The organism is Bradyrhizobium sp. CAR08, assembly GCF_052871955.1.
In genome coordinates, this window is sequence record NZ_JBIXJX010000003.1 from 280,295 (window position 1) to 296,249 (window position 15,955).

Genomic DNA, 15,955 nt, shown 5'->3' on the forward strand with positions numbered 1-15,955 from the left:
GGTCAATTTCTCTCGTTGCGATCGGCGCTGGCAGTCAGGCCGGTCAGGTTGAACACACGCTTGGGGATGATTTCGCCATTGCCGACTTCGGCAAGCGCGAGAAGCCGGCCTGCCACCGTGACATAGACTGTGCCGCTACAAGTGGGCGCATCCCGTCCGCGCAACAAAACGGCCTGGCCCCGATGGAGCCTTGCCGCATCAGCCCGAGTGACGGCCAGTGCCGGGATGTCGTCCAGCGCGGTCTCAACGGGCATAAGCGCGTCGGCGAGGCTACCCTCGCCGGACGCGGCTCTATCGCACAAAGCCTCCAGCTGATCCAGCGGAATCATGTCGTTCTCGCCAAATGGGCCGACCAGGGTCCGCCGCAGTGCGCAGATATGGCCGTAAGTGCCGAGAATCCGGCCCATATCGCGGGCCAGCGCGCGGACATAGGTGCCCTTGCCGCACTCGGCCTCGAACACGGCCCGGTCGCTATCCGGTTGATCTACAAGGCTTAATCGGTGAATCTCGACCGGGCGCGAGGCCAGTTCCACGATCTCGCCGTCGCGGGCGAGGTCGTAGGCGCGCTCGCCCTGGACCTTGATCGCGGAATAGCGCGGCGGGATCTGCTGGATCACCCCGGTGAAACGGGGCAGCAGGGCCTCGATGGCCTCCCGAGTCGGGCGCTGGTCCGAGGTTGCGGTCGCCCGGCCCTCGATGTCGTCGGTGTCGCGCTCCTCGCCCCAGCACACCGTGAACCGGTAGCGCTTGCGGCCGTCCATGACGAAGGGGACGGTCTTGGTGGCCTCGCCGAGCGCGATCGGCAGGCCGCCGGAGGCCAGCGGATCGAGCGTGCCGGCATGGCCGGCGCGCTTGGCGTTGAACAGGCGCTTGAGCACGGCAACGGCCTGCGTCGAGGTCATGCCGATCGGCTTGTCGAGCACGACCCAGCCGTGCACGTCGCGGCGGTCGCGGCGCGGCTGGTTGCCCTTCTGCTTGTTGGCGCGCGGATCGTTGTTGACGCGGCGCGGCTCTTGAGCGGGCTGAGAATTGCCGCTCATGTCCGCAAAATTATTCTTCTGCACGTCGAGCTGATCGGCCTCTTCGCCGCCGATCGTGCCGTGAGCCGGGTCCATCGTCATCGTTCTTCTTCCCGATCCGTATCCGGATCCTGTTCCAGGTCCTTCTGCACCGCGGGTGTTCGCAAAAGCTTCTCGATCCGTTCCGCTTCGTCGAATCGTTCGTCGACGCGGAAGCGAAGGTCAGGTGCAAATTTCAGGTTAACGCGCCGCGCGACCTCGCCGCGCAGGAATTTCTTGTTGCGCTCGAGCGCAGCGAGGACGATCTCGGTGTCGCGGCCACCGAGCGGCATCACGTAGACTGTTGCGAGCTTCAGGTCCGGCGACATCCGCACCTCCGGCACGGTGATGATGTGACCTTCGAGGTCAGCATCATGCACGCTGCCTTGCGCCAGAATCTCGGCTATCGCATGGCGAACCTGCTCGCCGACCCGCAACTGACGTTGCGAGCCGCCAGACGCGGAACTCTTTTTTTGATGATGGCGGGGCATGGTCTGAAAATCACCTCGTCATGCTCGCTTTTGGGACACGGGCATTGTCATTTGTCTTGCTGAAACGAAGAGGGGTGGATGGCCGGAAAAAATCCGGCCATCGCACTCCCGCAATTCAGTTCAAAAAAGATCCAGGCGCTTCGGTAAGATTTGGACTTACAGGGAGCGCTGGATCGTCTCCACGCGGTAACACTCGATGACGTCACCGGCGCGCATGTCGTGATAGTTCTCGAAGGCCATGCCGCATTCCTGACCGGACTGGACTTCCTTCACTTCGTCCTTGAAGCGCTTCAGCGTCGACAGCTTGCCTTCGTGCACGACGACGTTGTCGCGGATCAGGCGCACGTTGGCGCCGCGTTCCACGGTGCCGTCGGTGACGCGGCAGCCGGCGACCTTGCCGACCTTGGAGATGTTGAAGATCTCCAGGATCGCGGCATTGCCGAGCATTGTTTCCCGCAGGGTCGGCGCGAGCAGGCCGCTCATGGCCTTCTTCACGTCGTCCACGAGGTCGTAGATGATGTTGTAGTAGCGGATCTCGATGCCGTTGCGCTTGGCGGCCGCAGCGGCCTCCTTGTTCGCACGAACCGAGAAGCCGATGATCGCGGCGTTGAAGCCCTCCGCGAGCGTCACGTCCGATTCCGAGATGCCGCCGACACCCGCATGCAGGATGCGCGCGGCGACTTCGTCGGTGCCGAGCTTCTCCAGCGAGCCGAGGATCGCTTCCAGCGAGCCCTGCACGTCGGCCTTGATGATCAGCGGGAATTCCTTGCGGCCCGCCGTCTTCAACTGCGACATCATCTGCTCGAGCGAGCCGCGCATGCCGGAGATCGAGGCAGCCGCGTTCTCGCGCTTCTGGTGCGCGCGGTAGCTGGTGACCTGGCGGGCGCGGGCTTCGTTCTCGACCACGGCGAGACGATCGCCGGCTTCCGGCGGACCGTTGAAGCCGAGCACCTCGACCGGCACGGATGGACCTGCCTCCTGCACCGTCTCGCCCTGATCCGAGATCAGCGCGCGGACGCGGCCCATTTCGGCGCCGGCGACGATGATGTCACCGACACGGAGCGTGCCGCGCTGGACCAGAACGGTCGCGACCGGACCGCGGCCACGGTCGAGCTTGGCTTCGATCACGGTGCCTTCGGCCGGACGATCCGAATTGGTCTTGAGGTCGAGGATGTCGGCCTGGAGCGCGATCATCTCGAGCAGCTTGTCGAGATTCGTCTTGTTCTTCGCCGACACTTCGACATCGACGACTTCGCCGCCGAAGGATTCGACCTGCACCTCGTGCTGGAGCAGCTCGGTGCGCACGCGCTCGGGCTTGGCGTCGGGCTTGTCGATCTTGTTGATGGCAACAATGATCGGCACCCGCGCCGCCTTGGCGTGGTTGATGGCTTCGATCGTCTGCGGCATCACGCCGTCGTCGGCCGCAACCACCAGCACGACGATGTCGGTCACCTTGGCGCCGCGCGCGCGCATCGCGGTGAACGCGGCGTGGCCGGGCGTGTCGATGAAGGTGATCTTCTTGCCGCTTTCGGGCGACAGCACCTGATAGGCGCCGATATGCTGGGTGATGCCGCCGGCTTCGCCGGAGACCACGTTGGCATGACGGAGCGCATCGAGCAGCGAGGTCTTGCCGTGGTCGACGTGACCCATCACGGTCACCACCGGCGAGCGCGGCTCGGTGTCGGTCGAATCGTCGATGGCGTCGAACAGGCCTTCTTCAACGTCGGACGCGGCAACGCGCTTGACGGTGTGACCAAGCTCCTCGGCGATCAGCTGCGCAGTGTCGGCATCGATGACGTCGGTGATCTTGTGGATCGCGCCCTGCTTCATCAGCATGCGGATGATTTCCACCGCGCGCTCCGACATGCGGTTGGCGAGCTCCTGGATGGTGATCGCTTCCGGAATGACCACCTCGCGGATGAGCTTTTCCTTCGGCTCGTTCGCGGCATGGCCCTTCAGGCGCTGGGTGCGGCGGCGGAACGAGGCGATCGAGCGCTCGCGGACGTCGTCGGCATTGAAGGCGGTGACGACCGTCAGGCGGCCGCGCTCCTTCTGCGGGCCGGGCTTGTGGGTGGGCTTGGGAGCGACCACAGGCCGCGCAGCGCCGCCGGGGCCGCGACGGATCTGGCGCGGACCGTCGTCCTCGTCCGGTCCGGCTGCGACGGCGGGGGCGCGGCCCACCGGGCCTCCCGGCCGCTGCGTGGTCGTTCCGGGTCGCGCGGTCGTTGTTCCCGGGCGTGCCGTGGTGGTTGTGCCGGGTCGCGCCATCGGCGCTCCGGGCCGCGCTGCAGGAGCGGCCGAGGTCCCCGTTGCAGGGCGCGCCACAGATTGCGGCTGCTCGCCTTCGCCAAAACGCTTCTTGGCCTCGGTTTCGGCCTTCCGCTTGGCTTCCTCCTCGTGACGGTGACGCTCCTCCTCGGCCTTGCGGCGGGCTTCGGCGGCCTCACGATCAGCACGCTCGGCGCTTTCGCGGACCGCGCGGCGCTGGGCCTCTTCCTCGGCATGGCGGCGCTCTTCGACTTCGCGCACCTTGGCATCGGCCAGCGCGCTGGCGCGGGCGGAACGTTCGTCCTCGGTCAGCGTGCGCAGCACCACGCCGGAGCCGGCGTTGCGCGGCGGCGCGGGGCGTGCCGGGGCAGGCTTGGGCGCGGCGGCCGGCGCGGGCTTCGCCACTTCGGCCACCTGCGGTTCAGGGCTGCCGTCGACACGGCGCTTGCCACGCTTCTCGACCACGACCTGCTTGCTACGGCCATGACTGAAGCTCTGGCGCACGGTGCCCGTTTCGACGCGCGGCTTGAGCGATAGCGTCTTGCTCGGAACGCTCAGCTTCTTGTCGCCAGGGGTCTTGGTATCAACCATTAAGCAGTCCTAATCCTGATCTTGTTGTCTTGTGCGTTGCCGCACCGTGCTATCGGGTGGTCGTTGTCTCTCAGAAATCCTGGCCGGGCTTTTCGGCAGTCCTGTCAGCGTCCGCCATCCGGTATCGGACCAGCATCTGGCTACGTGACAGGAATGACTTGCTCGCCGGGCCCGCGAGCAGGGCAGCATGTATCACATTTGACCGGGTAAGTGCCAAATCCAATTCTGTCGATTTTAGTGCAGTGACGACGGGAATCTCCGGCTTGGCGCCGCGATTTCCCTCATTTTGACGCGCCAGCATGTCCAATTTGCGGATTCCGTCCGCGGCCCCGTCGCTGGCATGGATCAGGACCTCGACCGTACCCTCCCGAAGCGCGCTTTCGACCTTGCCGAAACCGGCGACGATCTGGCGCGCCTTGGCCGCAATCCCAAGGGCTTCGACCACGCTCCGGACCAGGAGCGCCTCGAGGTCGGCGGGAAACGTCTGAGGGATGAGCAGCTCGCGCTTGAAGGCTTTCGTAAAATGGTGACGCCGAACGGCTTCCGCAACCACCTCGCGCGAGGCGGTGACCCACATGCCGCGTCCGGGCAGCTTGCGCTTGAGATCGGGAACTATGTGCCCTTGCGGCGAGACGACGAAGCGGATCAGCTCGTCGATCGGCCGGACCTCGCGGCTGACCGCACACATCCGCACGGTCGCGGACCTTTCGGTCCGCGGTCCATGGTCGAGTTCGGGGTCAGTGTCGGCGAGCATCCGGGTGACATCCTCCTTCGCCCTAAGCCGGCTGATCTTCGGTCGCCTCGGCCTCTTCAGCAGGCTTGGCGAGATCGGCCTCGGTGATCCATCCGGCCTTGACGCGGGCCTGCATGATCATCGCTTCAGCATCGTCACGGGAGATCTCCAGGCCATCGAGCGCGCCCGGATATTTGGTCTGCTCGCCGCCTTCCTTGCGCTCGGTCCAGCCGACCAGATCGTCCGTGGCGCAACCGGCGAGGTCGTCGACCGTCTTGATGTCGTTCTCGCCGAACTTCACCAGCATCTTCGAGGTGACGCCGGGCACGTCCTTCACGGCGTCCTCGACGCCGAGTTCCTTGCGCCTGGCCTCGAGCTCGGCTTCCAGCTGTTCGAGATATTCCCGGGCGCGGTTCTGGAGTTCCTGCGCGGTCTCCTCGTCGAAACCTTCGATGCCGGCGAGTTCCTTGACGTCCACCATCGCGAGTTCCTCGACCGACGTGAAGCCTTCGGACGCCAGCAACTGGCCGACCACTTCGTCGACATTGAGCGATTCCATGAAGACGCGGGTGGAGTTCTCGAAGTCGGCCTGGCGGCGCTCCGATTCCTCCTGCTCGGTCAGGATGTCGATGTCCCAGCCGGTGAGCTGCGAGGCCAGACGCACATTCTGGCCGCGGCGGCCGATCGCCAGCGAGAGCTGGTTGTTGGTGTCGGGCACGACGACCTCGATGCGCTCGCGGTCTTCGTCGATGACGACCTTGGAGACTTCGGCCGGCGCCAGCGCGTTGACCACGAAGGTCGCGATGTCGGGCGACCAGGGGATGATGTCGATCTTCTCGCCCTGCAATTCGTTCACCACCGCCTGCACGCGCGAACCGCGCATACCGACGCAGGCGCCGACCGGATCGACCGAGGAATCACGAGAAATCACGCCGATTTTTGCGCGCGAGCCGGGATCGCGGGCGACCGCCTTGATCTCGACGATGCCGTCATAGATCTCGGGCACTTCCTGCGCGAACAGCTTTGCCATGAACTGCGGATGGGTGCGGGAGAGGAAGATCTGCGGCCCGCGGGTCTCGCGGCGGACATCGAAGATGTAGGCGCGGACGCGGTCGCCGTTGCGGAACACTTCGCGCGGCAGCATCTCGTCGCGGCGGATGATGGCCTCGCCGCGGCCGAGATCGACGATCACACTGCCATATTCGACGCGCTTGACGACGCCGTTGACGATGTCGCCGATGCGGTCCTTGAATTCCATATATTGCCGGTCGCGCTCGGCTTCGCGCACCTTTTGCACGATCACCTGCTTGGCGGATTGCGCGGCGATGCGGCCATATTCCAGCGGCGGCAGGGTGTCGGCGATGGTGTCGCCGACCTGGGCACCGGGATTGGCGCGCTGCGCATCCACCAGCGAAATCTGGTTGGAATGGTTTTCGACCGTCTCGACCACCAGCATGTGGCGCGACAGCCGCAGCTCGCCCTTCTTCGGGTCGATCTCGGCGTGAACGTCGGTCTCGCTGCCGTAGCGAGCCCGCGCCGCCTTGGCGATGGCATCCTCCATCGCCGCGATGACGATGCCGCGGTCGATCGATTTCTCGCGCGCAACGGCGTCGGCGATCTGAAGCAATTCAAGTCGATTGGCGCTGACTGCCATGGCTAGTCTCCTTCGTCAGGATCGATTTCGCCCCGTCGCGCGCGTTCGGCGGCCAGGCGATGTTTCTTGGTATTGGTCGGAGCCGGCTTCTTCGTCGCGGCCGGCGTCGGTTTCTTAGTCGGCTTGGTGTTCTTGGTCGTTTTTTCGCTGATGCTGGCGTGCGGCGCCGCCGGCGGCTCGAGGCCGAGATTGCGGCGCATTTCGCGGGCCTGGGCCTTGCCGCGGCGCATGGATTCCGCGATCAACTCGTCCGTCAGCACCAGCCGTGCCTCGGCGATGTCTTCCATCGTCAGGAGAACGTCGGCAGCCTCGCCCGCCTTGATGTCGTCGCGATGCAGATGCACGCGGTCGCCTTCGACGGGGCCGATCGTGCCGCGGAACCGCTTCCGCCCCTCATGGGCGACAGCCATTTCGACCTTCACCAGATGGCCGGCATAACGCTCGAAATCGGAGCGGCGCACCAGCGGGCGGTCGATCCCCGGTGAGGAGATTTCCAGCCGATAGGCGCGATCGACGGGATCGGCGACGTCGAGCACGGGCGACAGTGCCCGCGAGATCGCCTCGCAATCCTCGATCTGCATGGAGCCGTCCGGCCGCTCTGCCATAACCTGCACGGTGCAGCCGGATTCCCCGGAAATGCGGATCCGCACCAGGCGGTAGCCCATGCCTTCGAGCACCGGCCCCGCGACCGCGGACACCCGCGCCGCGACGCCCGGCTCGACCACGAGCCTCGGCTCGGCCAGCAATTCGGCATCCGTGGAACCAGGGTTCGGTTCGGTCATGTCAGAGGTCAAGGCGCTCGGTATGGTTAAGGCTTGGTTAAGCTTTCAAGCCCGCTTCGGAACTCTCCCGACAGATCGGCGGGCCGCACATCTTCCACCAGGCCGCGTTCAGGTAATAAAAAAGAGCGGGTCCTTTCGGGCCCACTCTCACTACGCGGATCGTATGAGAAGATGAATTGCCGGTGATATAGCCCTTTCCGCCCTCTCGGACAAGGCCCATTGCACGGCGCGCGAGGCTTTTTGCGCCCGCTGTGCGGCCCGCTGGCGCAACGCTTCCTTCACCTCCAAGGCCTAGATTCCCTGATTGTGGGGCGGCTTGGACCAGGGCGTACCCGCGGCGTGCCCCCTACGAGTTTGCGTTTTCATGACCGTTGCCACGTCGCTCATTCCCGGACTGGACGATATCGTCAAACGCGGCGACCCGCGGCGTCGCGGCGAGATCGCGCATGCCATTTCCCAATTGTTCTTTCAGGACGCCGAGAACCTCCGTCCCGATGTCATCGATCTCTTCGACAATCTGCTGATCGATCTCGTCCCGCATGCCGAGCTCGCCTCGCGCGTCGATCTCGCCGAACGCTTCTCGCGCCTGAACAACGCGCCGCGGCGTCTCGTGAGCGAGCTCGCGCGCGAAAACGAAATCGCGGTGGCGGGCCCCGTGCTGCGCCATTCGCCCGTGCTCGACGACGCCGCTCTCGTCGAAATCGCGCGACTGAAGGGCCAGGGACATCTGCTGGCGATGAGCGAACGCCCCACGCTGTCGGCTGTCATCACCGACGTGCTGGTCGAGCGCGGCGATCGCGACGTGGTGCGCCGCGCCGCGGGCAATGCCGGCGCGGTGTTCTCGCCTGGCAGCTATTCGGAGCTGATCAAGCGTGCCGCGCAGGATGGCGTGCTGACGCTCAGGATCGGCCAGCGCAGCGATCTTTCGGGTGAGAACCTGAAACAGCTTCTCGACGGTACGCTCGACGTCATCCGCCGTCGCCTCTCGAGCGTGGTCAATCCCGTGCGCCAGGTCGAGATCACGCGCGCCATGGCGGCCATCGAGGAAGCCACGCTGCCGCCGGGCCCGCGTCGCGATTTCTCGGGAGCGCAACGTACGGTGCTGGCCTTGCATCGCGGGGGCCATCTTGGCGAGAGCGCGCTGTTTGGCTTCGCGAAGGCCTACAAATACGAGGAGGCGATCGCTTCGCTCTCGGCGATGTCCGGAGTCCGCCTCTCGGTCCTCGACCGCCTGATCACGGGCGACCGCTACGATCCAATCCTGGTTCTGGGGCGTGTGCTGAATGTCAGCTGGCCGACGGTGCGGGCGCTGATCCTGATGTGGTACGGCCCGAATCGCACGCCAGCCGATGCCGATCTTGAGCAGGCGCGCGCGAATTTCACGCGCTTGATGCCGACGACCGCCGAGCGCGTCGTGAATTTCTGGCGCAACCGGCAGACGATCTAGACCCGCCTGAACCGCAGATACGCCGCCTTGCGCCCCTCGCGCGTGGCCTTTCGGCCGTAGCGCGTCATCGTGTATCCGGCCCACGGCAGGCGAAAATCATCGGCGCGCTCCGCGAGCCAGACAAAGTCCTGCGAGCGCGACAGATGCGACAGCGTCCAGGCGCAGTAATCGTCGATGTCGCAGACGAAACGAAATTCGCCGCCGGCTTTCAACACGCGCGCCATCGCGGCGATGGTCCGGTCCTGGACGAAGCGCCGCTTCCAGTGCCGCCGTTTCGGCCAGGGATCGGGATGGATCAGGTCAATCCGCGACAGCGAAGCTTCCGGCAGCCAGGCCAGGAGCTCGGCGGCATCGCCTGCGAACAGGCGGATGTTGCCGATCTCGGCGGCCTCGATCTGCGCGAGGATCTTCGCCATGCCGTTGACGTAAGGCTCGCAGCCAATGAAGCCGGTTGTGGCGAAGGTCTGCGCTTCCGCCGCAAGATGCTCGCCGCCGCCGAAGCCGATCTCGAGCCGCAAATCGTCGGTTGCGGGGGCGAAGATCTCGCGGGCATCCGCCGGTGCTGCGCGGTCGATGGCGAGCGCAAGACGCGGCAGCAGATGATCGATCAGCTCGGCTTGGTGCTGCCTGAGCTTGTGGCCCTTGCGGCGTCCGAAGAAGGCGCGCTCGCTGTCCTCGCGATCCGGATCTGATTTGCGCTCACTCATCGTAGCGTCTGGTAGAGGCGGTGGAGCAGCCGCGCGCGCGGTGCGAGCGACGAGACATAGAGCTGCTCATAATGGGTGTGCGCGCCCTTGCCGTCGACGCCGAGCCCGTCGAGCGTCGCGGTGTGGGCGGCGGTGAAATTGCCGTCCGAGCCGCCGCCGGTGTGAACGTCCACCAGATCGAAGCCGATCTCCGTGGCAACCGTCTTTGCATGTTCGTACAGCGAAGCGCCTGCATTGCTCTTCTCGTAAGGCGGACGATTGAGCCCGCCCGTGACCTTGACGGTGACGCCATCTGTCTTCGATGTCAAAGCGAGGATCTTGCCGACGAATTCATCCGCGTCCTTGAAGCTCGGCACGCGCAGATCGATTTCAGCATAGGCTTCTTCCGGGGTCACGTTGGGCCGCGTGCCGCCGCGCACCACGCCGACATTGACGGTGACGCCGCGCGCCAGATCGTTCATCGCCTCCAGCGCCAGGATGACGTTGGCAAGCTCGCGGATCGCGCTGCGGCCATCCTGGGGCCGCGTGCCGGCATGCGCGGGCACGCCCTTGATGAACACTTCGAATCGCCCGACGCCCTTGCGACCGGTGACGATCTTGCCGCCCTCGCGCGCCGGCTCCGTCACCAGCACGTATTTCGCCTTGCGCCCTTCGGTCTCGATGAGTGCGCGAGAGGTGGGGCTGCCGATCTCCTCGTCCGAAGTGAACAGATGGATGATGCCGAGCGGCGGGCGATCGGCCGTGGCGCAAAGCGCGCGAAAGGCGTGGTGGGCGATGTAGGCGCCGCCCTTCATGTCGTAGATGCCGGGACCGAACGCGCTGTCGCCTTCGACCTTGAACGGCAGGCGCTCGATGAATCCCATGGGGTGAACGGTATCGAGGTGGCTCAGCACCAGGATACCCGGCCGGTCCTGGCCCCAGGTCGAGCGCGCCACGAGATGATCGCCGCAACCATCGACACCGGCGATGCGCTCGAGCGTAACAGGGAGATCGCGGTATTGCTCCGCGACCATCGAGACGAGCTTGTTGACCTGTTCAGGCGTGTCCGTTGGCGTCTCGACCTCCACCCAGCGGCGGATGCCATCGAGAATAGTTTGAGAATCGAACCAATTGGAGCTGGCCATGGGCGCATCTGTGCCTTTGAATCGCATCATCAAGGAGGACGCGCATCAAAGCGCGGCCACAAATGACGACATAGGCCAGATTTGACGCAGTCTCAAATCGGATTGAGATGGCGCGTCAGCGCTTGTCGGGGCCTTCGCGGGCCGCAATCTGCTCGACGAGATCGACGATCGAGCGGCGCATCTTCGAATCGGTGATTCGGGTGAACGCCTTGGTCAAAGCGAGTCCTTCGGAAGTCGCGAGGAAATCCGAGACGTAAGACGGCGATGCGCCTTCTGCGAAGCCGTCCGGCCCCGCCACGCCGCTCGGACCGCCCTCGAACAGGAAGGACACCGGCACCTGGAGAATTTCGGCAATTTGCTGGATGCGGCTCGCGCCGACCCGGTTTGTGCCCTTCTCGTATTTCTGAACTTGTTGGAAAGTCAGGCCCAAAGCTTCACCGAGCTTTTCCTGGCTCATGCCCAACATGATGCGGCGCATCCGCACGCGACTGCCGACATATTTGTCAACAGGGTTGGGCGCTTTCGACATTTCCTCAGCCCTCCAAACATCACCTTCGGCGCAATCAGGAATGCCTGAGGTGTAAGCAACGTCAAAATCAGACCCTGTTATTGGGAAACATTGCGGAGAAATTTAGCAATACCCACTGTCTTTTGCAGCCGGTGCAGAATGAGGAGGCCGCGTGCAGTCTGTCAACCGTGGGACTACGGTTGTCAAAAGCTATCGGCCGCGGCTGCGTGATCAGGGATGCCGTTTGGCAACACGTCGGCGGACCGCCAGAAACACGGCGAGCGCGACAAACATGGCCGCGGGTACATCGCCCACGCGCGCATAGATGGTCGGCGGGATCGCGGCGGGCAGATTTGCATCCAAAATGCCTTCGATCCCGAGACCGAGGCTGGCGACGATGCGTCCCACCGGATCGATCACTGCGGAAACGCCGGTATTGGCGGAGCGAACCAGCGGCAATCCGAGCTCGATCGCGCGCATCCGCGCCTGTTCGAGGTGTTGGTAGGGACCGGTCGAAATTCCGAACCAGCCGTCATTGGTGAGATTCACGATCCAGCCCGGACGTTCATTGCGTCCGGCCACCTCGCCGGGAAAGATTGCTTCGTAGCAGATCAGCGGCAGCGCGGACGGCGCGCCGGGGACCGGCAGCGCATGCCGCACGGTGCCGGCAATGAAGCCGCCGCGCACACGCGTGAGTTGCTCGAAACCGAGCTTCTCCATCAGACCCTGGTAGGGAAGAAACTCGCCGAACGGCACCAAATGCAGCTTGTCGTACATAGAGAGCACGCTGCCATCGTGGTCGATCACGTAGATCGAATTGTAGGCGCGTGTGATCGGCGTGCCCCGCGGCAGGTCGGGCGCGCGGACCGAGCCCGTGATCAGCACCGTGCCCTTGGGCAGAAGCTCCGCGATTTGCGCCATCGCATCGGCTTCGCGAGTCAGGAAGAACGGAAAGGCGGATTCCGGCCAGATCAGGATGGTGGCATCGCGCACGCCGGTCGATTGCGGTCCGGAGGCGCGGTCCGACAAGGCCAGATATTTCTTCATCACCTCCGCCTTGGCGGCGTAGTTGAATTTCGCGTCCTGCTGGAGATCCGGCTGCATCAGGCGCAATTTGGTGCCGGCGACCATCGTGGTCGGATGCAGCGACAGGCGGATCGCGCCGAAGATACTCATGACCAGCAGGACTGCCACGGCTGCGGCCGGCGCGCGCCACGCCAGGCGGCGATCGGGCGTGCGGTCGATCAGCGCCGCGGGGCTTGCGAAGATCGCAACCGTCAGGAACGTCATGCCCCACAGGCCGATCAGCGACGCCGTTTGTGCCAGCGGCAGCGGCTCGGACAGCGCATAGCCGAACGCGTTCCAGGGAAAGCCGGTCAGCGCATGACCGCGCAGCCATTCCGTGATGGTGAGGCTTGCCGCGAGCGCAAGCACGCGCGTCGCGTTCTTGGTCCAGAGCAGGCGGGCGAGCGCAAAGCCCATCGCCGTGAAGATGGACAGATAGGCCGGCAGGCCCAGCACGGCGAACGGCGTCAGCCAGGCGAACACATCGGCATCGACGAAGAAGGCGTAGCCGATCCAGTAGAGGCCGGGCACGAAATAGCCGAGGCCGAACCAGTAGCCGGTCAGCGCCGCGGCGGGGACGCCGCGATATCGTCCGGCGCCGGCGCCGTCGATCAGCCAGACCAGCACCGGGAAGGTGACGAATAGTACCGGGAATACATTGAACGGCGCCAGTGCGAGCACCGAGAGCGCGCCGGCAGCCATTGCGACGAGCGCGCGCTTCCATCCCCAGGTCAGGATGATGGCAAGCGCGATCTGGCGAAATCGCTGGAAAGGGCTCACTGCGGACCGGTCCCGTCGCTCGGCGGCGGGGTGGGCGTGTCGCTGGCCGCCGGCTGGCTGCCATCCGGCGCAGCCTCGCGGCGCCGGCTCTCGCGCTGGGTGCGCGGCGCGGGGCGCTCCTTTCGCGTCGAGATCCGCAGTCGCTTGACCCGGCGCGGATCGGCATCGAGCACCTCGATCTCGTAATGGCCGGGGCCCGAGATCACCTCGCCGCGCACCGGCAGGCGCCCGACGAAGCTGACGAGATAGCCGCCCAGCGTCTCCACTTCCTCGCCGGCCTCGCCGGTGACGAAGTCCTCGCCGATCACGGTGCGGACGTCGTCGAGGCTGGCGCGGGCGTCGGCGATGAAGGCGTTGTCGGGCAGCCGCACGATCGAGGGCGGCTCGTCGCTGTCATGCTCGTCGTCGATCTCGCCGACGATCTGCTCGACGATGTCCTCGAGCGAGACCAGGCCGTCGCTGCCGCCATATTCGTCGACCACCAGCGCCAGATGGATGCGGGTGGCCTGCATCTGCGCAAGCAGGTCGATCGCCCGCATCGACGGCGGCACGTAGAGCAGCTTGCGGATGATGCGCGCTTCCTCGAGCGGCAGCGCGAGATCGACCGTACGCAGATCGAGCCCGGCCGGCAGCGGTTTCTTGCGCTTGGTTTTCGTGACCCCCGACACGCGCGCACGCGCGGTCATGAAGGCGAGCAGATCGCGGATATGGACGATGCCGACAGGATCGTCGAGCGTCTCGTTGTAGACCACGAGGCGCGAATGGCCGGCGCTCTCGAAACGGTCCATCAACTCGCCGAGCGGGATGTCGCGCTTGACCGCGACGATGTCGGCGCGATGCACCATGACGTCGGCGATGCGACGCTCGTGCAGGCCGAGGATGTTGCGCAGCATGGTGCGCTCGACCGTTGAGAAGCCGGTGTCGTCGGGCGTCGTGGCGTCGAGTACGACCTGGAGGTCGTCGCGCACCGAACCTGCCTTCCAGCCGAACAGGCTGCGAATGGCACGCAGCAGCCAGCCCTCCGCGGTCGGGCGCATCACCTCGCCTGAGGTCACCACGACCGGTAAATTGGCCGTGTTGCGCGGATTGTCGTGAGTCGGGTCCGAATCCGGCATCTCAATGCGTCCCTGGGCGGTCGGCATAGGGGTCGGGAATGCCGAGATGAGCCAGGATCTCTCGTTCGAGCGCTTCCATTTCCTCGGCGTCGTCTTCGTTTTCGTGGTCGTAGCCGACCAGATGCAGGAAACCGTGCACGGCGAGATGGCTCAAATGATGATCGAACGGCTTTTGTTCCTCGTCCGCCTCACGCCGCGTGGTCTCGTAGGCGATCGCGATGTCGCCCAGCATGCGCGGCGCATCGCCAGGCTTCCAGTCGCCTTCCGGCTGCAGCGCGGGAAACGACAGCACGTTGGTCGGCTTGTCGATGCCGCGCCAGTTGCTGTTCAGGGTGCGGATGCCGGCATCATCGGTCAGCATCACCGCCACTTCCGCCTCCGCAACGTCTTCGTCGACATTCTCGGCGGCGGCCGCCACGGCGCGCTGGATCACGGCTTCGGATTCGGGCTCCCGCTGCCAGCAATCGGCGACGACGAGGACCTCGGTGATGGGAAGGTTGGGGTGTGACATTGTCCTTGTTCCGAACGAAGGGGCGCCGTGTCCGCGCCCATATGGTCCGGTTGCTGTCTCGTCAGGATTTACCGGCGGCCGGCCGCTGCGGCGACCCTTCGTAGGCGGAGACGATCCGCGCCACGAGCTCGTGGCGGATCACGTCTTCGGCCTTGAAATGAACTTGCGCAATGCCTTCGACGCCGCTCAGCAGGCGCGTCGCCTCGGCGAGGCCCGAGGTCTGGCCGTTCGGCAAGTCGATCTGCGAGGGATCGCCGGTGACGATCATGCGGCTGTTCTCGCCAAGGCGGGTCAAGAACATCTTCATCTGCATGGACGTGGTGTTTTGCGCCTCGTCCAGGATGATGGCCGCGTTGGTCAGCGTGCGACCGCGCATGAAGGCGAGTGGCGCGATCTCGATCTCGCCGGTCTGCAGCGCGCGCTCGACAATGCGCGCGTCCATCAGGTCATAGAGCGCGTCGTAGATCGGGCGGAGATAAGGATCGACCTTCTCGCGGAGATCGCCGGGCAAAAAGCCGAGCCGCTCGCCGGCTTCCACCGCCGGGCGCGACAGGATGATCTTGTCGACTTCCTTGCGCTCGAATAGCTGCGCGGCATGCGCGACCGCGAGCCAGGTCTTGCCGGTGCCGGCGGGGCCGATGCCGAACACCAGCTCGTGGCGCTTCAGCGCGCGGATGTAGGAATCCTGCGCCGCCGTGCGCGCACGCACCGGGCGCTTGCGCAGATTGATGCTGTCGAAGCTGGATTTGGCCGACTTGGCATCGAACTCGAACAGCGAGCCCTGCGCGATCACGGCTCGGATCGCGCCCTCGACCTCGCCCTGGTCGAGATCCTGTCCCTTCACGGCCTGGGCGTAGAGCGTCTCCAGCACCCGGCGCGCGGCATCGCAGCCGTCGCGCGAGCCGCCAATCGTGATGTGGTTGCCCTTGGAATCGACGACGACGCCGAGCCGCCGTTCGATCTGCGCCAGATGCTGGCCGTAAGGACCGACCAGCGCCGACGCGGCGCGGTTGTCGTCGAAATCGATGACGACCTGGGTCTCGGGCGGAACCTGCATGTCGCGGTCAAATTTGCGGCTGGGAGCGATGGAAGAAGACGAATCCGATGCGCTTTTGGGCAAG

The 15,955-nt window shown here is 65.2% G+C and carries 14 protein-coding genes; 1 reads left to right on the forward strand and 13 read right to left on the reverse strand.

Annotated features, from left to right (window positions below; genetic code table 11):
- Positions 1-2: 2 nt before the first annotated feature.
- The 6 genes from truB to rimP form a co-directional block, all read right to left on the reverse strand.
- Positions 3-1,121 carry a tRNA pseudouridine(55) synthase TruB gene (gene truB, locus ACIPUD_RS08795; RefSeq protein WP_018455796.1) on the reverse strand — a complete coding sequence of 373 codons (1,119 nt, stop codon included), beginning with the start codon at positions 1,119-1,121 and terminating at the stop codon, positions 3-5.
- The gene (rbfA, locus tag ACIPUD_RS08800; RefSeq protein ID WP_026233028.1) at positions 1,118-1,549 is read right to left on the reverse strand and encodes a 30S ribosome-binding factor RbfA; all 432 of its coding nucleotides are present in this window, start codon (positions 1,547-1,549) and stop codon (positions 1,118-1,120) included. Before rbfA ends, truB begins: the two co-directional genes overlap by 4 nt.
- A 156-nt stretch (positions 1,550-1,705) precedes the next feature.
- The gene (infB, locus tag ACIPUD_RS08805; protein ID WP_018455798.1) at positions 1,706-4,408 is read right to left on the reverse strand and encodes a translation initiation factor IF-2; all 2,703 of its coding nucleotides are present in this window, start codon (positions 4,406-4,408) and stop codon (positions 1,706-1,708) included.
- Positions 4,409-4,478: 70 nt separating this feature from the next.
- Complete coding sequence (locus ACIPUD_RS08810; RefSeq protein ID WP_446480398.1) at positions 4,479-5,162, reverse strand: RNA-binding protein; 684 nt, start codon at positions 5,160-5,162, stop codon at positions 4,479-4,481.
- A 22-nt stretch (positions 5,163-5,184) separates the two neighbouring features.
- Entirely contained in the window at positions 5,185-6,795 is a 1,611-nt protein-coding gene (gene nusA / locus ACIPUD_RS08815; protein WP_007603900.1) for a transcription termination factor NusA, read from the reverse strand.
- A 2-nt stretch (positions 6,796-6,797) separates the two neighbouring features.
- Positions 6,798-7,577, reverse strand: coding sequence for a ribosome maturation factor RimP (gene rimP, locus ACIPUD_RS08820; protein ID WP_018455800.1), 780 nt, complete (start codon positions 7,575-7,577; stop codon positions 6,798-6,800).
- Positions 7,578-7,941: 364 nt separating this feature from the next.
- Here rimP and ACIPUD_RS08825 point away from each other — a divergent pair, with 364 nt between their 5' ends.
- Entirely contained in the window at positions 7,942-9,024 is a 1,083-nt protein-coding gene (locus ACIPUD_RS08825; RefSeq protein ID WP_085362006.1) for a DUF2336 domain-containing protein, read from the forward strand.
- Here ACIPUD_RS08825 and ACIPUD_RS08830 read toward each other — a convergent pair.
- The 7 genes from ACIPUD_RS08830 to ACIPUD_RS08860 form a co-directional block, all read right to left on the reverse strand.
- On the reverse strand, positions 9,021-9,731 hold the full coding sequence (locus ACIPUD_RS08830; protein WP_446480399.1) for a tRNA (guanine(46)-N(7))-methyltransferase TrmB: 711 nt from the start codon (positions 9,729-9,731) through the stop codon (positions 9,021-9,023). The genes ACIPUD_RS08825 and ACIPUD_RS08830 overlap by 4 nt on opposite strands.
- The gene (locus ACIPUD_RS08835) at positions 9,728-10,885 is read right to left on the reverse strand and encodes a M20 family metallopeptidase (protein WP_085362004.1); all 1,158 of its coding nucleotides are present in this window, start codon (positions 10,883-10,885) and stop codon (positions 9,728-9,730) included. The genes ACIPUD_RS08830 and ACIPUD_RS08835 overlap by 4 nt, the downstream gene beginning before the upstream one ends.
- 85 nt (positions 10,886-10,970) lie before the next feature.
- Positions 10,971-11,384 carry a helix-turn-helix domain-containing protein gene (locus ACIPUD_RS08840; RefSeq protein WP_007598327.1) on the reverse strand — a complete coding sequence of 138 codons (414 nt, stop codon included), beginning with the start codon at positions 11,382-11,384 and terminating at the stop codon, positions 10,971-10,973.
- A 210-nt stretch (positions 11,385-11,594) separates the two neighbouring features.
- The gene (lnt, locus tag ACIPUD_RS08845) at positions 11,595-13,208 is read right to left on the reverse strand and encodes an apolipoprotein N-acyltransferase (RefSeq protein WP_446480400.1); all 1,614 of its coding nucleotides are present in this window, start codon (positions 13,206-13,208) and stop codon (positions 11,595-11,597) included.
- Positions 13,205-14,323: a hemolysin family protein gene (locus ACIPUD_RS08850; RefSeq protein WP_231189577.1), complete on the reverse strand. Its 1,119-nt coding sequence runs from the start codon at positions 14,321-14,323 to the stop codon at positions 13,205-13,207. The genes lnt and ACIPUD_RS08850 overlap by 4 nt, the downstream gene beginning before the upstream one ends.
- Before the next feature lies 1 nt (position 14,324).
- A complete protein-coding gene (ybeY, locus tag ACIPUD_RS08855) occupies positions 14,325-14,834 on the reverse strand; it encodes an rRNA maturation RNase YbeY (RefSeq protein WP_204513050.1) in 510 nt (169 codons plus the stop codon).
- A gap of 61 nt (positions 14,835-14,895) precedes the next feature.
- Positions 14,896-15,954 (reverse strand): PhoH family protein, encoded by a 1,059-nt coding sequence (locus ACIPUD_RS08860; protein WP_085385549.1) that lies wholly within the window; start codon positions 15,952-15,954, stop codon positions 14,896-14,898.
- Position 15,955 lies beyond the last annotated feature (1 nt).